Annotated in this window: 21 protein-coding genes; 11 read left to right on the top strand and 10 right to left on the bottom strand. The window is 67.0% G+C overall.

Features of this window, described 5'->3' with window-relative positions; translation table 11 throughout:
• Positions 1–4: 4 nt before the first annotated feature.
• Positions 5–721 carry a helix-turn-helix domain-containing protein gene (locus tag CRT60_RS29660; protein ID WP_098740040.1) on the top strand — a complete coding sequence of 239 codons (717 nt, stop codon included), beginning with the start codon at positions 5–7 and terminating at the stop codon, positions 719–721.
• Between the two features lie 103 nt (positions 722–824).
• On the opposite strand, the gene CRT60_RS29655 is transcribed toward CRT60_RS29660, so the two are convergent.
• Positions 825–3,080, bottom strand: coding sequence for an SLC26A/SulP transporter family protein (locus tag CRT60_RS29655; protein WP_244592838.1), 2,256 nt, complete (start codon positions 3,078–3,080; stop codon positions 825–827).
• A gap of 303 nt (positions 3,081–3,383) precedes the next feature.
• Between CRT60_RS29655 and CRT60_RS29650 the strand changes: the two genes are divergently transcribed.
• The 5 genes from CRT60_RS29650 to CRT60_RS29630 all read left to right on the top strand — a co-directional run bounded on the left by CRT60_RS29650 (position 3,384) and on the right by CRT60_RS29630 (position 9,016).
• Entirely contained in the window at positions 3,384–5,492 is a 2,109-nt protein-coding gene (locus CRT60_RS29650) for a multicopper oxidase family protein (RefSeq protein WP_098740039.1), read from the top strand.
• 141 nt (positions 5,493–5,633) lie between these two features.
• A complete protein-coding gene (locus tag CRT60_RS29645) occupies positions 5,634–7,079 on the top strand; it encodes an NADP-dependent isocitrate dehydrogenase (protein WP_098740038.1) in 1,446 nt (481 codons plus the stop codon).
• 42 nt (positions 7,080–7,121) lie between these two features.
• Positions 7,122–7,673 carry an RNA polymerase sigma factor gene (locus tag CRT60_RS29640; protein ID WP_098740037.1) on the top strand — a complete coding sequence of 184 codons (552 nt, stop codon included), beginning with the start codon at positions 7,122–7,124 and terminating at the stop codon, positions 7,671–7,673.
• Positions 7,673–8,473 carry an anti-sigma factor family protein gene (locus CRT60_RS29635; RefSeq protein WP_098740036.1) on the top strand — a complete coding sequence of 267 codons (801 nt, stop codon included), beginning with the start codon at positions 7,673–7,675 and terminating at the stop codon, positions 8,471–8,473. The genes CRT60_RS29640 and CRT60_RS29635 overlap by 1 nt, the downstream gene beginning before the upstream one ends.
• 174 nt (positions 8,474–8,647) lie before the next feature.
• Positions 8,648–9,016: a GcrA family cell cycle regulator gene (locus CRT60_RS29630; protein ID WP_098740035.1), complete on the top strand. Its 369-nt coding sequence runs from the start codon at positions 8,648–8,650 to the stop codon at positions 9,014–9,016.
• 101 nt (positions 9,017–9,117) lie between these two features.
• On the opposite strand, the gene CRT60_RS29625 is transcribed toward CRT60_RS29630, so the two are convergent.
• The 9 genes from CRT60_RS29625 to rpsF all read right to left on the bottom strand — a co-directional run bounded on the left by CRT60_RS29625 (position 9,118) and on the right by rpsF (position 16,500).
• Positions 9,118–9,561, bottom strand: coding sequence for an NfeD family protein (locus CRT60_RS29625; RefSeq protein ID WP_098740034.1), 444 nt, complete (start codon positions 9,559–9,561; stop codon positions 9,118–9,120).
• Between the two features lie 3 nt (positions 9,562–9,564).
• Positions 9,565–10,521 carry an SPFH domain-containing protein gene (locus tag CRT60_RS29620; protein WP_098740033.1) on the bottom strand — a complete coding sequence of 319 codons (957 nt, stop codon included), beginning with the start codon at positions 10,519–10,521 and terminating at the stop codon, positions 9,565–9,567.
• Between the two features lie 107 nt (positions 10,522–10,628).
• Positions 10,629–11,009 (bottom strand): oxidoreductase, encoded by a 381-nt coding sequence (locus tag CRT60_RS29615; protein WP_098741090.1) that lies wholly within the window; start codon positions 11,007–11,009, stop codon positions 10,629–10,631.
• Positions 11,010–11,156: 147 nt separating this feature from the next.
• Positions 11,157–12,380 carry an NADP-dependent isocitrate dehydrogenase gene (locus tag CRT60_RS29610; protein WP_098740032.1) on the bottom strand — a complete coding sequence of 408 codons (1,224 nt, stop codon included), beginning with the start codon at positions 12,378–12,380 and terminating at the stop codon, positions 11,157–11,159.
• Between the two features lie 325 nt (positions 12,381–12,705).
• The gene (locus tag CRT60_RS29605) at positions 12,706–13,974 is read right to left on the bottom strand and encodes an SAM-dependent methyltransferase (protein ID WP_244592837.1); all 1,269 of its coding nucleotides are present in this window, start codon (positions 13,972–13,974) and stop codon (positions 12,706–12,708) included.
• A 246-nt stretch (positions 13,975–14,220) separates the two neighbouring features.
• Positions 14,221–14,781: a 50S ribosomal protein L9 gene (gene rplI / locus CRT60_RS29600; protein ID WP_098740031.1), complete on the bottom strand. Its 561-nt coding sequence runs from the start codon at positions 14,779–14,781 to the stop codon at positions 14,221–14,223.
• Positions 14,781–15,740: a DUF2232 domain-containing protein gene (locus CRT60_RS29595; RefSeq protein ID WP_098740030.1), complete on the bottom strand. Its 960-nt coding sequence runs from the start codon at positions 15,738–15,740 to the stop codon at positions 14,781–14,783. The genes rplI and CRT60_RS29595 overlap by 1 nt, the downstream gene beginning before the upstream one ends.
• Positions 15,741–15,789: 49 nt before the next feature.
• Positions 15,790–16,059: a 30S ribosomal protein S18 gene (gene rpsR, locus CRT60_RS29590; RefSeq protein ID WP_012974291.1), complete on the bottom strand. Its 270-nt coding sequence runs from the start codon at positions 16,057–16,059 to the stop codon at positions 15,790–15,792.
• Entirely contained in the window at positions 16,060–16,500 is a 441-nt protein-coding gene (rpsF, locus tag CRT60_RS29585) for a 30S ribosomal protein S6 (protein WP_098740029.1), read from the bottom strand.
• A 426-nt stretch (positions 16,501–16,926) separates the two neighbouring features.
• Here rpsF and CRT60_RS29580 point away from each other — a divergent pair, with 426 nt between their 5' ends.
• From CRT60_RS29580 to fabF, 5 genes are all read left to right on the top strand, one after another.
• The gene (locus tag CRT60_RS29580; RefSeq protein ID WP_098740028.1) at positions 16,927–17,913 is read left to right on the top strand and encodes an acyltransferase family protein; all 987 of its coding nucleotides are present in this window, start codon (positions 16,927–16,929) and stop codon (positions 17,911–17,913) included.
• Between the two features lie 257 nt (positions 17,914–18,170).
• A complete protein-coding gene (gene fabD, locus CRT60_RS29575) occupies positions 18,171–19,112 on the top strand; it encodes an ACP S-malonyltransferase (RefSeq protein ID WP_098740027.1) in 942 nt (313 codons plus the stop codon).
• A gap of 41 nt (positions 19,113–19,153) precedes the next feature.
• Positions 19,154–19,891, top strand: coding sequence for a 3-oxoacyl-[acyl-carrier-protein] reductase (fabG, locus tag CRT60_RS29570; RefSeq protein ID WP_098740026.1), 738 nt, complete (start codon positions 19,154–19,156; stop codon positions 19,889–19,891).
• Between the two features lie 188 nt (positions 19,892–20,079).
• Positions 20,080–20,319: an acyl carrier protein gene (locus CRT60_RS29565; RefSeq protein ID WP_014247969.1), complete on the top strand. Its 240-nt coding sequence runs from the start codon at positions 20,080–20,082 to the stop codon at positions 20,317–20,319.
• Between the two features lie 127 nt (positions 20,320–20,446).
• A complete protein-coding gene (fabF, locus tag CRT60_RS29560; protein WP_098740025.1) occupies positions 20,447–21,709 on the top strand; it encodes a beta-ketoacyl-ACP synthase II in 1,263 nt (420 codons plus the stop codon).
• Positions 21,710–21,755 lie beyond the last annotated feature (46 nt).

Below are 21,755 nucleotides of genomic sequence, written 5' to 3'. Positions count from 1 at the left end.
CCCCATGCCCGACTGCCTGCCCCCCCCCGCCGCGCTTCCCGCCGACCACTTCCCCCGCTGGGCCGAGGAGCCGCCGGTTCCGCCCGAAGGCTCGCTCGTTCCCGGTTCGCGCTTCCACGAGGAACAGTGGGTGATGGCCGCCGGCATGCTGGCGCGCGGCGCGTCCTTCCAGCAGGTCGCCCGCGCCATGGGGTGCAGCCGCACCACGCTGTGGCGAGCTTATTACGGGTCGCAGGCCTTCCGCCATCGCGTCTGGTGGGAGCGGCAGGCGCTGAACCGGGAGTCGGAGCTTCGGCTCGGCTCGCTCCGCGCCCTGGTGACCGAGCAGATCGAGCGGCTGGTCTCCGCCGGCGATCCCTCCACCGTGCGCTGGCTGGCCGAGCGGCTCGGCCTGTTCAGGGAGTGCGACGATCCGGGCGCCAGGCAGGCCGCTGCCGCCAACGTGGCCAACGCCGCCAACCCCGCCGCCGCCTCGACCGCCGCAGACCCCGCGCCGCCCGAGCCCGCGCTGCCCGGCCTCGACGACGACAGCATCCCCGGCGCGATCCGCGAGCACACTCCGCCCGACCCGAAGGTGATCGCCGCCATCCTCGCCCGGCCGGAGGCGGAGGGGCCGAAGGGCGTCTATCCTTACACCCTCAACCCCGACGATCCCTATCCCAACCTCGGCTCGGCCCTGGAGCGCCAGGGCGGGGAAGGGGCGTTCCCGCGCCGCCGGTGAGCGGATGCGACAATGAAACGCCGCCTGGAAACCGGTTCACGGCGTTTCAAACGTTCCATCCGCCCCACGCCGCAGCGCCGGCACCTCGCCCCAGATCGCCGCCTCAGCCCGCCGCCTGTTCGATCAGCCGGTTCGCCAGCGTCACCTTCTGCGCCAGCGTCGTCGCCAGGATGCGGTGCAGGACCAGCGCCAGTTCCGGATCCTCGCGCTCCAGCCGGGCGAGCGTCGCCGCGGTCAGGCGGTGGATGGTGGCGGGGGTTTCCACCACCACGTCGGCGCCGCGGGTCTGGCCCAGCAGCAGGGCGATCTCGCCCACCACCGCCCCGGCGGTCATGGTGCGCAGCCGCAAGCTCCGGCCGTCGGGCAGGGCGATCTGCACCTTCACCCGGCCGCGCCCGACGATGAAGACGTCGCTCGCCGCCTCGCCGGCGCGGATCAGCACCTCGTCCGGCTCGAGATGCAGGGTGTCCAGCGCCGCCACCGCATCGGCCAGCCGGGGGTGCGGGCCGGTCATCGCCTCCAGATGGCGCAGCAGCGGCGCGTCCGCCCCGGCCAGACCCGCGCCGTTTCCGGCCAGCAGCGCCTCCTCGCAGGATTCCAGCGCATGATCGAGGTCGGGCGCGCGGCGCAGCACCGGATCGCGGTCGGGGTCGAGGCCGCAGTTGCGGAAGGCGTCCTCGACCGCGGCGGGCAGGGCGCTCAGCACCAGCGTGGCGCCGGCCGCCTCGATCATGTTGCGGATGCGGCGGAACACCCCGGCGGCGGCCGAATCCATGCCCTTGATGTGGCGGAAGTCGATGATCAGGAAACGCAGGGGCTGCGCACCGGTCTGCCCGCCCGTCTGCCCGCCCGCCCGCTCCAGCCGGTCGCGCACCGGGCCGACGATCTGCTCGGCGGTGCCGAAGAACAGATAGCCCTGCACCTGCATCGCCTCGATGGCCGCCCCGGCGCCGGTCAGATGCAGGCTGGCCGCCGGGCTGCGGTCGACCCGGCTGCGCAGCTCCGCCCCGCTGTGCCGGCCGCGGATCACCGGCAGCCGGGAATAGCTGTAGACGAACATCGCCAGCGACACCGCCAGGCCCAGGGCCAGCCCCTCCATGAAGCCGATCCCGGCAATCGCCAGCACCACGGCCAGCACGATCAGCCACTCCGTCCGCGGCAGCCGGCGGTGCGCGTCGATCAGCCACTCCTGCAACAGCTCGACGCCGAGGAACAGGATCAGCCCGGCGGTCAGGAACACCGGCGTCACCGACACCAGCCACCCCGCAACGAACAGCCCGCCCAGGATCACCGCCGCCGTCGCCAGCCCGGCGCCGCGCCCCGTGGCGCCCATCCGCCCGGCCAGCAGGGTCATGCCCAGCCCGACATAGCCGGACGGCCCGCCCAGCGCACCCGCCAGCAGGTTGGCCGCCCCGGTGCTGCGCAGCTCCGCATCGGCGTCGATGTCACGGCCCTGGGCCAATTCGATGCCGCTGACATTCAGCAGAAGGCCCAGCATGCCCAGCACCGCGACCGAGACCATCGCCGGCAGCGCCGCCGCCACCCGGCCCCAGTCTGCCAGCGCCAGCACCTCCGTCGGCACCGGCAGGCTGAACCCGCCGCCGCCGGCCACGCCGGGCAGCCAGCCCCAGCCGCGCGCCTGCTCCGCCGTCACCCCCAGCAGGGGCAGCCCGGCATGGAAGGCCAGCGCCGTCGCCAGCAGGACCAGCGGCATGGTGAAGGGGCTGTCGCTGCGCCGCATCGCCAGCACCAGCAGCCCGGCCAGCCCGACCGCCGCCACGGCGGTGACCGCCACCATCGGCGCCGCCAGCCCGGCGATGCCGGCGCCCAGCCCGTGCCGCCCGCTGACCATCGCCAGCGCGCCTTCCACCAGCAGCCAGCCCGACCCGGCGAGGAAGCCGGCCACCACCGGATAGGGAAAGAAGCGCACCAGCCGCCCCAGCCGGAGCCGCCCCACCATCCAGAACAGCAGCCCGGTCACCAGCGTGCTGCCGCCCAGGATGGCGAAGGCGGTGGCGATCCTCACCCCCTCCGGCGCGTCCTCCAGCCCGGCGGCCATGGTCGCGACGGTGGAGGCCAGGATGGCGACGCCGGTTTCCTGCACCAGCGCCACGGAATTGGGCTGCGTGCTGCGCAGGGCGACCAGCAGCGCCAGGATGGCGGCGCTCAGCAGCACCACGCCGACCCCGGCGCCCAGCCCGGCCGCCAGCGGCCCGGTGAACAGCAGTGCGGCAATCGCCAGCCCGTTGCCCAGATTGTCGATGCCCGCGATCAGCCCGATCATCGCCGAGGCGATCATGCTCCGGCCGGGATGTGCAGGGTGGCCGGTGGAAGGCTTCGGAATGGGGGCGTCGCTCATGAGGTCGCGTTCGGTCCGGCTGATTGGGCGGGTCTTGTGCAAAAGCCTGGGTCACGGCGGCAGACCGCCGTCACGGTTGCAGCAATGAGCGGAATTCCGCTGCCCAGGCAAGCAATAAGCGGTGATGAATTGTGCTGCGCCACCCTGCATTGCGTCGGCCGGTTCTTCCGCCGCGGAGCGACGGCTTCCCGATCCAGCCAGGGCTTGGTATCGCGGCATATGATTAGGCGTGTGTTGAAGTTGCAAAGATCAATTATCAGGAATCATATCTCTCGGCATAGGGCGGTATCGAGGGAGAATTTCATGAAGCATGCATATTTGCTGGGCCTGCTGATGCCCCTGGCGCTGGGCGCCGCAACCGGCGCGCTGGCAGCCGCCACCGCTACGAAGGACGCTGCCGAACCGGCCGGCGAAGCCATCGGCAATCCGCCGCTGCTGACCAATTCCGAATCGCCGCGCGTCGGCTCTCTCCTGATGCGCCAGCCGCAGGCGACCGCCCGTCCGCACACCGGGCAGGCGCGCAATTACGACTTGTTCGTGTCCTTCACCGACGGCTATATCCGCAACCCCGCCCAGGGCCGTCCCGACGCGGTGCGGCTGCGCAGCTACCGCGGCACCAACGTCGATCCCAACCATCCCTATGTCGCGCCGACCATCGAAGCGACGCCGGGCGACACGGTGCGCATCAAGCTGCACAACGAGCTGCCGGCCGATCCGGACTGCACCAGCCAGCCGGCGGCGGACATCAACAAGCCGCACTGCTTCAACGGCACCAACCTGCACAGCCACGGCGTCTGGGTCAGCCCGACCGGCAACAGCGACAATGTGCTGATCTCGCTCAATCCCGGCGTCGATTTCGAATATGAATACAACATCCCGGCCGACCATCCGGCCGGCACCTTCTGGTATCACCCGCACCGCCACGGCTCGACCGCCCTCCAGGTCGGCAGCGGCATGGCCGGCGCGCTGATCATCCGCGGCGACCGTCCGCCGACGCGCGAGGCCAACGGCGATCTCGACACCCTGCTGACCAGCCCCAAGGGCGTGGCGATGACCGACCGGGTCCTGCTGTTCGAGCAGATCCCCTACGCCTGCACCAAGGACGGCAAGCTGAAGACCAACGCCGACGGCTCCATCGACTGGAGCTGCGCGCCGGGCGAGGTGGGCGAGGTCGTGTCCTACGACCAGTTCGGTCCGGGCACCTGGGAGCAGTCCGGGCGCTTCACCACCGTCAACGGCCGCGTCCGTCCGATCTTCGCCAACGCCAAAACCGGCGAGCCGGAACGCTGGCGCCTGATCCATGGCGGTGTCCGCTCGCCCATCACGGTGGAGTTCCGCAAGCTGGATCCGACCGGCTTCTTCCAGAGCGAGAAGACGCTGTCGGCCGCCGGCCAGGACCGCTTCGCCAAGGAACGCTGCGTCGGGCAGCCGGTGCCCTACATCCTGGCGGCCTCCGACGGCCTGACCATGGAGGAAGGGCAGGTGCGCACCAGCGTGCCGATGCAGCCGGGCTACCGCGACGATCTGCTGGTCAACTTCCCCGAACCCGGCATCTACTGCGTCATCAACAAGCCGTCCGCCGCCAACGCCAGCCCGGACCAGACCGCCACCTCCACCGGCGTGCTCGGCTTCGTCCGGGTGAAGGGCGACCGCGTCGTCAAGGATCCGGTGAAGGAGACCATCCGCCGGCTGTCGGTCAACGCGACGAAATACGCGCCGTCGGTCGCCAAGGAGGTCATTGACGGGCTGACCGCCCGCTGCTTCGCCAAGACGATGGTCGATACTCCCTACTGCCCGCGCTTCTCGAAGTTCACCGCCCACCGGCCGATCACCGAGCATGAGGTGATGCACCAGCCCAAGCAGGAGCTGACCTTCTTCATTAACCTGCCGCCGGAAGGGGGCAAGCGCACCAACGCGCTGTTCCAGGTCGCCGACAGCTTCGAGGTGGTGGAGAATCCCGACGGCACCTATGGTCCGAAGGGGGCGGCCGCCTACCGGCCGAACGTGGACAACCGGCCGGTGGTGCTGGGCACCGCCCAGCAGTGGGAACTGGCCTCCTACTTCGTCAGCCATCCCTTCCACATCCACGTCAACCCGTTCCAGATCGTCTCGGTCATCGGTCCGGACGGCCGCGACGTCAGCGAGCCCGGTTCCGGCGACCCGGACTATGCCGGCATGAAGGGCGTGTGGAAGGACACCATCTGGGTGAAGAGCGACAACAGCAGCGCGCTGACCTCCACCGAGCCGCCGAAGGGCGTCTACAAGGTGACCGTCCGCACCCGCTACGAGCGCTTCATCGGCGAGTATGTGCTGCACTGCCACATCCTCGACCATGAGGACCAGGGCATGATGCAGAATGTCAGCATCGGCGTGCCCGATGGCCGCGGCGGCGTCGCCGGGGCGCATCACTGACCGGACGCGCGCACTCCCCGCTTCCGCAAAGCCGGGAGCGGGGAGTGCAGCCCACCCGATGCTGCGATCCGTCGCTGCCTCCAACCATTGAAAAAGGCCCCTGTTTGCGTCTACGGTCGCGCGTCCCCTTGGAGTGAGTGCATGCGCGATATCACCCCCGTCACGGTCGCACGCGGCGACGGCATCGGCTCGGAGATCATGGATGCCGTGCTTTATGTGATGAATGCGGCCGGCGCGCGGCTGAAGGTGGAAGAGGTTCCGGCAGGCGAAGCCGTCTACAAGCGGGGTCATCCCGGCGGGCTGGATGCCGCCGGCTGGGGATCGATCCGCCGCACGCGGGTCTTCCTGAAGGGGCCGATCACCATGCCCCAGGGATACGGCAACAAGTCGCTGAACGTCGTCGCCCGCACCACGCTGGGCCTGTTCGCCAACGTCCGCCCCTGCGTCTCCTACCACCCCTATGTGCGGACCCGGCACCCGCGCATGGACGTGGTGATCATTCGCGAGAACGAGGAGGATCTCTACGCCGGCATCGAGCATCGCCAGACCGACGACGTGATCCAGTCGGTCAAGCTGATCTCGCGTCCGGGGTCGGAGCGCATCGTCCGCTACGCCTTCGACTTCGCCCGCTCCAACCACCGGCAAAAGGTGACGGCCTTCGTCAAGGACAACGTCATGAAGATGACGGACGGGCTGTTCCTGAAGATCTTCTACGAGATCGCCGCCGATTATCCGGAGATCAAGGCCGACCACATGATCGTCGACATCGGCGCCGCCCGGCTGGCCGACCAGCCGGAGCGCTTCGACGTCATCGTCACCCTCAACCTCTATGGCGACATCGTTTCCGACATCGCCGCCCAGCTGACCGGCTCGGTTGGGCTGGCCGGTTCCGCCAACATCGGCGAGACCTGCGCCATGTTCGAGGCGATCCACGGTTCCGCCCCGATGATCGCCGGGCAGGGCATCGCCAACCCCTCGGGCCTGCTGATGGCCGCCGTGATGATGCTGGTCCATATCGGCCAGGGCGACATCGCCGCGCGCATCCACAATGCGTGGCTGAAGACCATTGAGGACGGCATCCACACCGCCGACATCTATGCCCGCGGCCTGGGCCGGGTCCGGGCCGGCACCGCCGCCTTCGCCGAAGCGGTGGTGGAGCGGCTGGGCCAGACCCCGGTCACCATGCCGCCGGTGGGCTATTCCACCGCGAGGCCGGCCTATGACCGCATCAACCGGCTTTCCCCGCGCGTCCGCGCGCTGAAGGAGCTGGTCGGGGTGGACATCTTCCTGCAATGGTCCGGCGGCCTGCCCGACGATCTGGCGGAGCTGGTGCTGCCGCTGTCGACCGATGCGCTGACGCTGACCAGCATCTCCAACCGCTCGCAGCGGGTCTGGCCGGACGGCAATGCCGACGTCTTCTGCACCGACCATTGGCGCTGCCGCTTCCTGGCGCAGCACGGCCCGGTGCAGCATGGCGCCATCGTCGAGCTGCTGGGCCGGCTGGCCGCGGCCGGGATCGACTTCACCCAGACCGAGAATCTCAGCAATTTCGACGGCAAGGCCGGCTTCTCCTCGCCGGGCCAGTGATCCGATGGGCGGGGTGGGAATAAACCGGCGGGGCAGGGCGTCATGACTGACGACGACGCCATCCCCGGACCAGACATGAGCCCGCCCGACATCGACGACCGCGCCATCGCCGCGCATGTGCCGCGGCTCCGGCGCTATGCCACCGCCCTGGTTGGCAACCGGCCGGACGCCGACGATCTGGTGCAGGACTGCGTGGAGAAGGCGCTGGCCAACCGCCATGCGCTGCGGGACCCGTCGAAGCTCGGCGGCTGGCTGATGACCATCCTGCACAACCTGCACATCTCCAGCCAGCGCGGCCGTCGGCGGCGCGGGGCGGAGGTGCCGGTGGAGGAGCTGGCCGACGATCTGGCGCTGAGCGCCCCGCCGGCCGACCGTGGGGCGGTGCGCGACTTCGTGCGCGCCTTCGCCCAGCTGACCGACGAACACCGCACCATCCTGCTGCTGACGGGAATGGAGGGGTTGTCCTACCGCGAGGTGGCGGAGGTGTTGGAACTGCCGATCGGGACGGTGATGTCGCGGCTGGCCCGGGCGCGCGAAAAATTGAGGGTCCTGCTGGACGGTGGAACCCAGCAGGTCGTCAGGAGGATCAAGTGATGAGCGGCTTCAGCAATCCCGTGACCGAAGCCGAGCTGCATGCCTGGCTGGACGGCGAATTGCCGGAAGAGCGGCAGGCCGCCGTCGAACGCCATCTTGCCGACCATCCGGAGGTTGCCCAGCGTTTCGAGCGCTACCGTGCCCAGCGCTCCCTGTTGGGGCAGAGCTTCGGTCCGCTGATCGACCAGCCTCTGCCCGCCCGCCTGACCCCGCCCTTCACCGCCCGCGACCCTTCCGAAAAGCCGCTCCCATCCCGTGGCCGTGCTGTCTGGTGGGGAACGGCGATTGCCGCCTCCCTCCTGATGTTCGTCGCCGGCGGCGCCAGCGGCTGGCTGATGCGCGACCGCATCGGCTTGCGGGCCGAGCCGCCGACCGCCGCCTTCATCGCCGATGCCGTTGCGGCCCACCGTGTTTTCTCCGTCGAAGTCCGCCATCCGGTCGAGATCGGCGTCGAGGAGGAAGCGCATCTGGTCAACTGGCTGTCCAAGCGGCTGGGCAAGAATATGCGTTGCCCAAAAGTCACACGAGGGGGCTACCAACTGATGGGCGGCCGGCTTTTGGCCGATTCCGCTGGACCTGTTGCAATGTACATGTACGAGGATGCGGCCGGGCGTCGCATCACGTTGTATATCCGCCCATCTCCCAATACCTCCGGTTCAGCGTTCCGGTTCGCCCAGGATGGTGGCGTCCGTGCTTTGTATTGGCAGGACAATGGGTTGGCGCTGGCCGTCGCCGGAGAGACCGATCGGGATACCCTGTCCGGCGTCGCCGAGGAGGTCTATGGCGCGCTGAATTCGTGAGTCTACCCACGGACTTATCAACAGGAATGTTGCCGCGCCCCCCTATCGTCCGCGGCCGTCATCTGGTAGCTTCCTCACCGGCTGGCACAAAATGTTGCGGCTTATGGAAAACGGCACTAGACCGTGACCTGTTTGCCACAGCATAACCGGACACCGGATCGGGAGTACTCGGGGATGAGTTGGACGGACGAGCGGATTCAACAGCTCAAGGACCTCTGGTCCCAGGGTCTGAGCGCGAGCGAGATCGCCGACATTCTGGGAGACATCACCCGCAACGCGGTCATCGGCAAGGCCCATCGCCTGGGCTTGTCGGGCCGGCCGTCGCCCATCAAGAAGAAGCCGACGCGCGGCGCGACCATCCTGGCTCTGACCGAGCGGATGTGCAAATGGCCGGTCGGCGACCCCAAGCACCAGGATTTCCATTTCTGCGGCAAGACCGCTCTGGCAGGCATGCCCTATTGCGCGGAGCACGCCGCCCTGGCCTATCAGCCGGCGTCGGGCAGCAAGAAGCGTGAAGAAGACCGCAACGTCGGCGCCGCCTGACAATTCGGCAAGATACCCAACAAAAATGCCCGCTCTCGGGGGAGAGACGGGCTTTTTTGTTGGGTGATTTGGGGGCCGGCTGGTTTGAGCAGGGAGGAGCCCTATCGGCCCTCCGGCGCATCGCGCAGCACCAGAACCATCCCCTTATGGCCGGCGACCAGCATCGCCGCCCCGGCCGGCCGATCCGGTCCCTCGACCGACCACAGCGTGTCGCCGACGAAAACCCGGCCCTGTCCGTTGGCGATCGGCTCGCTCAACGTCACCGCACGGCCGACCAGCTGACCGGCGCGGTCGTTGATCCGGGCGGCATCGCTTTCCGACGACGCATTGCGGCGGCGCGCATGGACCATCGCGGTCGCGACGGCAGCCCCGGCGGCGATTGTGAAGAATCCGGCCTCGTTGACCAGCCCCCAGTCATGCCAGAGCGCGGTGACCAGCCCGGTCAGCATCGCCGCCCCGCCGAACCAGATCAGGAACAGGCCGGGGATCACCAGCTCGGCGGCGATCAGCACGGCGCCCAACGCTCCCCAAAGCAGAGGCGACATCCGTCACTCCTCATCCGCAGCGGATGCGGTCGGCGGCACCGACCATGGATTGCGCTTGGCGGCTGCGGGCGGTTCCGGCGGTCGCGGCGGGGTCGCGTCGCGCAGCAGCTCACCCAGGCCCGACAGGGCGCCCGCCACGCCGGCCAGTTCCACCGGCAGGATCATCGTCTTCTGGTTGGGAGAGGCGGCGAAGGCCTTCAACGCCTCCATGTATTTCTGACCGAGGAAATAGCCCAGGGCCTGGTTCGAACCCTGCGCCACCGCTTCCGACACCAGCCGCGTCGCCTTGGCTTCGGCCTCCGCCAGCCGTTCGCGCGCCTCCGCCTCCAGCTTGGCGGCTTCCAGCTTGCCCTGGGCGATGCGGATCTGGCTTTCCTTCTCGGCGTCGGCCTCCAGAATCTGGGCGCGGCGAAGGCGTTCGGCCTTCAACTGCCGGCCCATGGCCTGGACGATGTCGTCGGGCGGGGTGATGTCGCGCAATTCGATGCGGGTCACCCGCACACCCCAGGAGGCGGTGGCCTCGTCCACCGCGCGCAGCAGGTTGGCGTTGATCGCCTCGCGCTGGCTCAGCAACTCGTCGAGGTCCATTGACCCCATCACCGTCCGGGTGGTGGTCATCGCCAGCGTCTGGATCGCCCGCTGCAGGTCGTTGACCTCGTAGGTCGCCTTCATCGGGTCCAGCACCTGGAAGTACAGCACCCCGTCGGCGGTCACCGCGGCATTGTCCTTGGTGATGACGCTCTGCGACGGCACGTCCACCACCGTCTCGCGCATGTCCACCTTGGCCCGGATCGAGCTGATGACCGGAAAGATCACGTTGAAGCCGGGATGCAGGGTCTCCTGATAGCGGCCCAGCTGCTCGACGATGAAGTTGAAGCCCTGGGGGACCGTGCGGACGCTCGTGATCGCCAGAATGACGACCAGCACGAACGCCGCGATGACCAGAATGCCGAGTTCCATCGATCGCCGCTCCTGACATGGACGGGCGCCGTCGCAGGCGCCCTCACACCCCATCATGAGCCAATTCGGAGAGGCTGCAAATGCCGCCCCCGCCGCAACAGCGTGCCTCAGTAATCCTGGGTGTCGTGCTTCAACCGCACCAACTCGCCGTTCAACAGCGACAGCATCAGCTGCACCACCATCTCATGGACGATCACGGTGTGGTGGTTGCCGGTCTCCTGCATCGCCTTGCGCAGCGATTCCCGCACCGCCGGCACGCCGGTGACATCGATCAGCACATCCAGACCATCGCCCAGCTTCGCCAGATCGTGGAAGTTGGTGGTGGTCTTCACGCCCCGGTGTTCGGCAAGGCGCATGCCCGGCGCCTCCGGATCGAGATCCGCCACACCCAGCAGTTCGACGAAGGGAGCGGCCAGCAGCTTGCGCAGCAGTGGCGTTCCGGTCTCGCCGGCACCGATGACGGCGACGCGGAACAGATCGTTGGACATCGGGTTCATTCCTTTTCAAATTCGGACAAGAAAAAAGCGGGGAGCCGAAACTCCCCGCTCGAACCCTAGCCGAGCCGCGGTCCGGTTTGACCCGGACGCGGCGTCGCACCCTCGTGAAGAAAGCGGCGGCTGAAAACGACGCCGGCCTTACGACCAGGCGGCCATCTTCTTTTCCAGGTTGTCCGACAGCTTGTCCAGGAACTGCTTCGTGGTCAGCCACGGCTGCTGCGGGCCGATCAGGATGGCGAGATCCTTGGTCATGAAGCCGGACTCGACGGTCTCGACGCAGACGCGCTCCAGCGTCTGGGCGAACTTGATCACGTCCGGGGTGTCGTCGAACTTGCCGCGATAGGCCAGGCCCTGGGTCCAGGCATAGATCGAGGCGATCGGGTTGGTCGAGGTTTCCTTGCCCTTCTGGTGCTCGCGGTAGTGGCGGGTCACCGTGCCATGGGCGGCCTCGGCCTCGACGGTCTTGCCGTCCGGCGTGACCAGGACCGAGGTCATCAGGCCCAGCGAGCCGAAGCCCTGCGCCACGACGTCCGACTCGACGTCGCCGTCGTAGTTCTTACAGGCCCACACGAAACCGCCTTCCCACTTCAGGGCCGAAGCGACCATGTCGTCGATCAGGCGGTGTTCGTAGACCAGGCCCTTGGCCTTGAACTGGTCGGCGTAGGTCTCGTCGAAGATCTTCTGGAAGATGTCCTTGAAGCGGCCGTCATAGGCCTTCAGGATCGTGTTCTTCGTCGACAGATAGACCGAGTAGCCGCGCTCCAGGCCGTACATCAGGCTGGAGTGGGCGAAGCCCTCGATCGAGTCGTCGAGGTTGTACATGCCCATCGCCACACCGGCGCTGGGGTAGTCGAACACCTCATGCTCGATCTGGCTGCTGCCGTCGGCGGCTTCCCACTTGATCGTCATCTTGCCCGGGCCGGGGACGACGAAGTCGGTGGCCTTGTACTGGTCGCCGAAGGCGTGACGGCCGATGATGATCGGCTTGGTCCAGCCCGGAACATAGCGCGGAACGTTTTCGCAGACGATCGGCTCGCGGAAGACGGTGCCGCCCAGGATGTTGCGGATGGTGCCGTTCGGCGACTTCCACATCTTCTTGAGGTCGAACTCCTTCACCCGCGCTTCGTCCGGGGTGATGGTCGCGCACTTGACGCCGACGCCATACTGCTTGATGGCGTTCGCGGACTCGACGGTGACCTTGTCGTCGGTCTTGTCGCGGTTCTCGATGCCGAGGTCGTAGTACTTCAGGTCGATGTCGAGGTAGGGCAGGATCAGCTTGTCTTTGATGAACTGCCAGATGATGCGCGTCATCTCGTCGCCGTCGAGTTCGACGACCGGATTGGCTACCTTGATCTTGGTCATGGGTGCGAGATCTCCCCGAACGGGTAAGGGCGTTGTCATTCCTTGGGAGCCGGGCGCGTCGTCCAGCGGGCGCTTGTTGCCGGGGAGCATGCCGCTTGGGTGGCTCCCCGGTACCCCGGGCGGAAATCAATCGCGGTTATATAGCATCGCCCCGTGACGGAAAGGAAGGTACGGCGGTGGTTCAGGCGTCGATGTCGCACGATTCCGCTTGCAACACGGCCCTGCGCCCGGCCATGATGGTCAATTGGTATTACCGGTTGGCCGGATTGTGGCCATTTAGCGGCGAAATGCCGCGCCGGGGCCGCAAATCCAATGCCTGGAACGGTCAGGCCGCCGACTCCGGCGTGCGTGAGGGCTGCCGTTCCGCCGGATAGCCGGCCGGCGTACCGGCAAGATCGCGTTCCGCATTCAGCATGTAGTCGCGGGTCAGAGGCACCGCTCCCAGCGAGCGTGCGACCTGGACCTGGAAGACCATGTGCCCCTGCAGCCGGAAGGCCAGTTCGGCACCGGCCAGATAGAATTCCCACATGCGGCAGAACCGCTCGTCGTAGAGGGCCTTGGCCTCCTGCCAGCGGTCGAGGAAGCGGGCACGCCAGTGGCGCAGCGTTTCGGCGTAATGCAGGCGCAGCACCTCCAGGTCGGTGGCGAGCAGGCCGGACCGTTCGATGACCGGCAGCACCTCCGACAGGGCAGGGGAATAGCCGCCGGGGAAGATGTATTTGCGGATCCAGGGGTTGGTGCTTGCCGGCCCGTCGAGCCGGCCGATGGAGTGGATCAGGGCCACGCCCTCGTCGTTCAGCATCTCGCGTATCGCAGCGAAGTAATCGCGGTAATGCGGCACGCCGACATGCTCGAACATGCCGACCGAGACGATGCGGTCGAAGGCCCCCCGGTGGGCGGCGGCGAATTCGCGATAGTCGCGCAGCTCGAAGGTGACCCGGTCGGCCAGCCCCGCCTCCTCCGCCCGCTGGTGGGCGACCGCCAGCTGTTCGGACGACAGTGTGATGCCGGTCACCCGTGCCCCGGTGTGCCGCGCCAGATAGAGCGCCATGCCGCCCCAGCCACAGCCTATGTCGAGCACCCGCATGCCCGGCACGATCAGCAGCTTGGCTGCGATGTGCCGCTTCTTGGCCTCCTGTGCCTCGTCCAGCGATATCCCCGGCTCGGGGAAATAGGCGCAGGAATACTGCATGTCCCGGTCGAGGAAGAGCTGATAGAACTGGCGTGACAGGTTGTAGTGATGTTCGACATTCTGCCGAGATCGCTGCATCGGATTGTATTGCTGCACATGGCGCAGCAATGGCGACAGCGATTCCAATGCCCGGCCCAGCGCACCCTGCACCTCGGCGCCGCTCATCAGCATCGCCAGCAGGTCGTAGATGGTGCCGCCCTCGATTGAAAAGCGGCCGTCCATATAGGCTTCGCCAAAGCGCAGGCGAGGATTGATCAGCAGGTCCCGCTCGACCTTGCGGTCATGGAGGCGAAGGGTCAGATGTGGAGGACCGGAGCCGATCCGGTGATGCTTTCCATCGGCCGTAACGAGATTGAGGGTTCCGTCGCCCTTGGCGGCGGCAAGCAGACGAACCAGCAGCATGCCGAACTCCTTCCGCGGTGCCGTCCAAGCATCGCGCGCAAGGCGGGGGGCGACAATTCGTCAATCGGTCAGAACTGCTACCCAATTGGGCATTGCTGCCCTATGCGCAGAGTTATGTGCGCCGCCGCGCCCTGAATGCGGAAAACCGCCCGGCCCCGGGTGGGGCGGGCGGTTTCCGGACGAGCGGTGCGACGGTGCCGCGAAAACCCCGAAGGCGTCCTCGGGGTTGCCGCGGCAGAAGGGCTATCAGCCCTCCTCTTCCTCGGTCGCGGTCTCTTCGACGTAGGTCTCTTCCTCGTCGTCGTCGCGCAGGTCGGCGGCGGTGATCATGCCACCGCGCTGGGCCTGCAGCTCGGCCTCTTCAGCCGAACGGGCGACGTTGACCGTGACCGTGATCGACACTTCCGGGTGCAGGACGACGCGCAGCTTGAACAGACCCAGGGTCTTGATCGGGGTGTCGATCTGGACCTGCTTGCGGTCGGTCTTGTAGCCGGCGGCGGTCAGCGCGTCGGAGACGTCGCGGGTGGTGACGGAGCCGTACAGGACGCCGGTCTCGGCGGCCTGACGGATCACGACGACCGTCACGTTGTCCATCTTGGTCGCGACCTGCTCGGCGTCCTTGCGGCGCTCCAGGTTCACGGCCTCAAGGTGGGCCTTCTGCTTGTCGAAGACAGCCAGGTTCGCCTTGGTGGCGCGCATGGCCTTCCGCTGCGGCAGCAGATAGTTGCGGGCGAAGCCGGGACGCACATTGACGACCTGACCCATCTGGCCGAGCTTCTCGACCCGCTCCAGCAGAATAACTTCCATCACTCGTCCTCCTGACCGGGGGCCGCGGGGGAAAACCGGCGGCGCAGCCCGATCCATTGCTCGATCATGCCCAGGCCGACCAAAAGCAGGATCGGCCACCCGAAGAGAAACAGCATCATGTAGAAGCCAACCAGGATCAGCGTTCGCGCCGATTTGCTGCTGGCGAATACATGAACCACCGAAAGCCCGGCGAAGGCGAACGGGATTGCCAGGATCAGGGCCAGATTGACCGCCAGGAACCCGACGGTTCCCGGTACGGCCGATGCCGCCGCGACCGACACCGCGAACAGCGGCGCCAACCAGCCTGGCAGCTCCAGCTCGGCCAGACGCATGGCAGGGCGCCGGTTGCGGCCGAACCGCATCAGCGCCCCCTGCGCCAGCACCGCGTTGACGATCGTCATGACAAGCCATGAGACCGCAACCAGTCCCGGCAGGACGGCCGCCACCCAGAATGCCTCGGGATCCGGGGCCGGCTGGCCCTGCGAGCGGAACGCCGGCTCGACGACTCGGGCCAGGGTCTGCCGCATCAGCCCTTCGAGCCCACCGGGCTCTCCGAGCGTCAGGATCACCGCGGCGAGCAGCGCCGCCACGCCCATCCCGGTCAGGCCCATCAGGACCCGGCCGGGCGGATACCATTCAAGGGAACCATCCTCCCGCGAGCGCGCCAGCAGCGACTGCCGCACCACCAGGATCGCCGGGGCAGCCCCGGTCACCAGGTAGGACAGCGCCACCAGCATGCTGCCGGAGGTGCCCAGCAGCACCGCGGCGGCACCGGCCAGACCGGCCAGCGCCACCACCGGAGCCCCCAGCCACAGTCCCGTCAGGAACAGGGGCAGGGGGGCCAGATAGCCCAGGATCAGCGCACCCATCCCGCCGAACGTGACCGACAGGTAGAAGAACGCGCTCGCCAGACCGCCGCCGACGGCGACCACCAGCGGAACGGCCGGACCCAAGGCCATGGAAACCCCTTGAAGAACCTTCACCGAAACAGTTCGGCCGTTGCCGGGCTTACTTCACCACGTAGGGGAGAAGGGCCAGGAAACGGGCGCGCTTGATGGCGCGGGCCAGTTCGCGCTGCTTCTTCGTCGAGACCGCGGTGATGCGGCTCGGGACGATCTTCCCGCGCTCGGAGATGAAGCGGGACAGCAGCTTGACGTCCTTGTAGTCGATCGCCGGTGCATTCGCGCCCGAGAACGGGCAGGTCTTGCGGCGACGGAAGAACGGGCGGCGAGCGCCGCCGGTGCGGGCCGGAGCGCCCGTGGTCTGCTTGTCGGACATTTACGCGGACTCCCCTTCGGCGGCGGCAACGTTTTCCTGGCGACGCGGCGGGCGCGGGCCACGGTCGTCGAAGCGACGCGGACCACGATCGCCACGATCGCCGCGCTCACCGCGCTCGTTGCGGCTCTGCATCATCGCCGACGGGTTGGCGTCGAGCTCGTCGACACGCACGGTCATGAAGCGCAGCACGTCTTCGCTGATGCTCATGTTCCGCTCCATCTCGGCGACGGCGGCGGCCGGCGCGTCGATGTTGAAGAGGGTGTAGTGACCCTTGCGGTTCTTCTTGATCTTGTAGGTGAGGGTCTTCAGACCCCAGTATTCGCTCTTGGCGATCGTGCCGCCGTTGTCGCGAACGATCTGGGCGAACTGCTCAGAGAGCTGCTCGGCCTGGGCGGCCGAAATGTCCTGGCGCGCGATCAGCACGCACTCGTAAAGTGCCATTGCACTCCCCATGGCTGTTCATGGTCCGGCGCTGCGCCCCATCCCTCATGGATCGGATCAGCCGCCCGGGCCTAGCCGACGGCGGACCGGCGGCAAGGAGTTATGAAGCGGCGCAGTATGCACAGGCCGGCGGTGGTAGCAAGTGGAAAACCTCCCTGCCTTTTGGAAAACCTATGCCGGCCATAGGGTGTTGTCCGGATGAACGGGGGTGCTGCCCGGATGAACACCGCTGCGCTTCCCGGAAATGGGCTGGGTAGGGGTGGGGCAAGGGTGGATATCGCGCGGGATACGGTCCGGCGCATTTGACCGAAGTGCAATACACCGCCCCAGGCGCCATGTTGCGACTGCCGTTCCCGGCGGAGCTATGGGTCGACTCGCCCCGGCATGCTCCACCGGCGGCATGACAGCCCGGTGCCTGGAGTAGCCATGCGCAAAAACATGTTGCCGTACCATGTCGTGGAACTGAGAGGGTTGGCCTGCATCCTGCTGGTCGCCTATCACGTGGTCGGCATTCCCGGATCCGGAATGCAGGTGGCGGAGGGGTCGATCTACCGCTATGCCACCGACAGCTTCGAGCTGATCCGCATGCCGCTCTTCACCTTCATCTCGGGGCTGGTCTATGCCCTGAACCCGGCCCGGAGCGACCGGCTGAAGACCTTCTTCATCAAGAAGCTTCGCCGCCTGGGCTTCCCGTTCCTGGTGGTGTCCGCCATCTTCTATTTCCTGCAGACGCATGCGCCGGGCGCGAACGGAAGCTTCGTCCCCGAGTCGATGTGGCGGATCTACGTCTATCCCTATGCCCATTTCTGGTATTTGCAGGCGCTTTTCCTGATCTTCTCCGTCGTGGCGCTGCTCGACGCGCTCCATGCCATGGACAGGCCGGGCGGATTCGTGCTGGCAATGGCCGCAGCGGTGGCGGCCTGCCTGACGGTCCATGTCGAATCGAACGTCTTCTCGATCAACGAGGCCTGCTTCCTGTTGCCGCACTTCCTGTTCGGGGTGGGTGTCACCCGGTTCCGGGCGATGGTCCTGCGGCAGACGATGCAGGCGGCGGCCGGCGCTGCACTTGCCGCTGGTGTCGCGCTTCATCAGGCATCGCTGTGGGGGTATCTGCCCCATTTCGGCTGGAACAGCAGCGTTGCCCTGTTGTGCGGCATGGGCGGGGCGGTGACCCTGCTTCATGCCATGCCGTCGAGCCGGGTTTTCCGGACCGTCGGCGCCTCATCCTATGCGATCTACCTGCATCATGCCCTGTTCGCCGCCGGCACGCGGGTGGTGCTGCACCATATGGACGCCCCGGACGGCGTAATTTTCTGGGGGGCTCTGCTTTCCGGCCTGATCGGCCCGATGGTGCTGGAGATGCTGGCGCAGGTCAGGCCATGGACCAGGGTGGCGCTGGTGGGCAAGGCATGACCGCAGGCCTTTGATTTGCACTGCGGCAAAGGGTGCAAGACCCGGTGAGCGGCACCTCTGTGCGAGCCCACGAACAACCCCTTGGGACTGGCGGTTTTTCGTGGGCTTTCTGCCTCAATACGTGGCGTTTTATCGCACCATTGTCGCTTTGGTCATCGCGCGTCGCTTGACTTGCTCAAAAGTGAGGGTATGACTGTCGCCCAATCCATGGTGCCGCCGCAGGGGCGGGGCGCATTCATCCAGGGTTTCACCGAAGCATGATCAGGGCGTTCGTCTTTCCGGGGCAGGGCAGCCAGGCCGTCGGCATGGGCCGCGAACTCGCCGAGGCGTTCGAAGTCGCTCGTCACACCTTTGAAGAGGTGGACGATGCGCTGAACCAGCGGCTTTCGCGCCTGATGGTCGAGGGCCCCGAGGCCGATCTGACCCTGACCGAAAACGCCCAACCCGCCCTGATGGCGGTCAGCGTCGCGGTGATGCGGGTGCTGGCGAGCGAGGGCGGTGTCGATCTGTCCAAGCATGCCACCTTCGTCGCCGGCCATTCGCTGGGCGAGTATTCGGCGCTCTGCGCTGCCGGTGCCTTCTCGCTGGGCGACACCGCGCGCCTGCTGAAGCTGCGCGGGCAGGCGATGCAGAAGGCCGTTCCGGTCGGCAAGGGCGCCATGGCGGCCCTGCTGGGTGCCGATCTGGACCAGGCGCAGGCGATTGCCGCCGACGCGGCCCAGGGCGAGGTGTGCAGCATCGCCAACGACAATTCGGTCGGGCAGGTGGTGATCTCCGGCAGCGCCGACGCCATCGACCGCGCCATCGCGCTGGCGGCGGAACGCGGGCTGAAGCGTTCGGTGCGCCTGCCGGTGTCCGCTCCCTTCCATTGCTCGCTGATGCAGCCGGCCGCCGACGCAATGGCGGAGGCTCTGGCGAACGTCACGATTTCCGCGCCGGTGGTTCCGGTGGTTGCCAACGTCACCGCCTCGGCGGTGTCCGATCCCAACGCCATCCGCCGCCTGCTTGTCGAGCAGGTGACCGGCATGGTCCGCTGGCGCGAATGCGTGCTCCATATGAAGGAGCAGGGCGTCGAACGGCTGGTCGAGGTCGGGTCGGGCAAGGTGCTCGCCGGGCTGACCAAGCGCATCGACAAGGATATGGCGGCGGTGTCGGTCGGCACCCCGGCCGATGTCGAGTCGTTCCTGAAAACCCTGTGATTGTATCAGCACTCTGATAAATCAGCGTCATGAGGCCATCCATGTTTGACCTGACCGGCAAGTCGGCCCTCGTCACCGGCGCGTCCGGCGGCATCGGCGCGTCGATCGCCCGTGCGCTGCACGCCCAGGGCGCTGCCGTCGCGCTGTCCGGCACCCGTGTCGCCCCTCTGGAGGCCCTGGCCGCCGAGCTGGGCGAGCGCGCCTTCGTCGTGCCCGGCAACCTGTCGGAGGCCGCCGCCACCGAACAGCTGTTCAAGGACGCCGAGGCGGCGCTGGGCAAGATCGACATTCTCGTCAACAATGCCGGCCTGACCCGCGACCAGATCGCCATGCGCCTGAAGGACGAGGACTGGCAGTCGGTTATCGACGTGAACCTGACGGCGGCCTTCCGCCTGTCGCGGGCCGCCATGCGCGGCATGATGAAGCGCCGCTGGGGCCGCATCATCAACATCACGTCGATCGTCGGCGTCACCGGCAACGCGGGGCAGGCGAACTACGCCGCCTCCAAGGCCGGCCTGATCGGCATGTCGAAGTCGCTGGCGGCCGAACTGGGCTCGCGCAGCATCACCGTCAATTGCGTCGCGCCGGGCTTCATCGCCACGGCCATGACCGACGCGCTGAACGAAGAGCAGAAGCAAAAGCTGCTCCCATCTATCCCGGCAGGCCGCATGGGCCAGTCGGACGAGATCGCCGCCGGGGTCGTGTACCTCGCGAGCGAGGAGGCCGCCTACGTCACCGGCCAGACGCTGCATATCAACGGCGGCATGGCTATGATCTGATGAGGATCTGACGGGGCGGCATCGCCACGTGTGAAGAACGGCGCCAACCAGGCTCGCTCGCGGGTGCTGGTCAAGGCTGCTGAAATGTGTTATCGGACGGGGCTTTTCGCGGCAGGACGGCACGTTCTTCGCGTGTTGCTCCGACCGGATTATCCCGAGCGGTTTCAAGGATTGGAAGGTCTTAAAAGATGAGCGACATCGCCGAGCGCGTGAAGAAGATCGTTGTGGACCACCTGGGTGTCGAGGAGTCGAAGGTGGTGGAGAACGCCTCCTTCATCGACGATCTGGGCGCTGACAGCCTCGACACCGTCGAGCTGGTCATGGCCTTCGAGGAAGAGTTCGGTGTCGAGATCCCGGACGACGCCGCGGAGAAGATCCTGTCGGTGAAGGACGCCATCGACTTCATCAAGGCCAACGCCGCCGCCTGATCGGGCCGCGGGCATTGAGCCCCCGAGGGCCAGGCAAACCGCATTTGCAACACCAGCAGCGCGGAGCCTGGCCGTCGACGACCAGATCGTCGACAGTTTATTCGAGGAAAGGTCAAGGAACAGCCTCATGAGACGTGTCGTCGTCACCGGACTCGGTATGGTCACGCCGCTCGGCGTCGGCCACACGCTGAACTGGGAGCGGCTGATTTCCGCAACGTCGGGAATCCGCGGCATCACGGGGTTCGACGCTTCGGACCTGGCCTCCAAAGTCGCCGGGCAGGTCCCGCGCGGAAACGGTGAGGGCGAGTTCAACGCCGACACCTTCATTCCGCCGAAGGACCAGCGGAAGATGGATGATTTCATCATCTTCGCCATCGCCGCGGCGCAGGAAGCAATCAAGGATTCGGGTTGGGTTCCCCAGACCGATGAAGAGCGCGAGCGGACCGGCGTCATGGTCGGTTCGGGTATCGGCGGCCTTCCGGGTATCGCCGATGGCGCCGTTACCCTGCACGAAAAGGGTCCGCGCCGCCTGTCGCCCTTCTTCATCCCGGCCTGCCTGATCAATCTGGCCTCCGGCCATATTTCGATCCAGCACGGCTTCAAGGGCCCCAACCATGCGGTCGTCACCGCCTGCTCGACCGGCGCGCACGCCATCGGCGACGCTGCCCGTCTGATCATGTGGGACGATGCCGACATCATGGTCGCCGGCGGTACGGAGGCGGCGGTCAGCCGTCTCGGCGTCGGCGGCTTCGCCGCGATGCGCGCACTGTCCACCAGCTTCAACGACACGCCCGAAAAGGCATCGCGCCCCTATGACAAGGAGCGCGACGGTTTCGTCATCGGCGAGGGTGCCGGTGTGGTCGTGCTGGAGGAGCTGGAGCACGCCAAGAAGCGCGGCGCCACCATTTACGCCGAAGTCGTCGGTTACGGCATGTCCGGCGACGCGCACCACATCTCCGCTCCGGCGGAAGACGGCAATGGCGGCTTCCGTGCCATGAAGGCCGCGTTGAAGCGCGCCGGGCTGAACCCGTCCGATATCGATTACGTCAACGCCCACGGCACCTCGACGCCGCTCGGCGACGAGATCGAGCTGGGTGCGGTGAAGCGCCTGTTCGGCGACGCCATGGACAATCTGGCGATGTCCTCCACCAAGTCGGCCATCGGCCACCTGCTGGGGGCCGCCGGTGCGGTCGAGGCGATCTATTCGATCAAGGCGATCAACCACGGCATCGTGCCGCCCACGCTGAATCTCGAAAATCCGTCCGAGAGCTGCCTGGGCGTCAATCTGGTGCCGAAGGTGGCGCAGGAGCGCCGCGTGCGCGCCGCGCTGTCGAACTCCTTCGGGTTCGGCGGCACCAATGCCTCGCTGGTGTTCAAGGAATTTGCGTAAACGAAGCGCCGCACCCGCGTTGCGGTCTGCAGTCTTCAAGAGGTGA

The organism is Azospirillum palustre (assembly GCF_002573965.1).
Classification (GTDB): Bacteria; Pseudomonadota; Alphaproteobacteria; order Azospirillales; family Azospirillaceae; genus Azospirillum; species Azospirillum palustre.
This window is presented reverse-complemented; position numbering and strand designations above follow the sequence as displayed.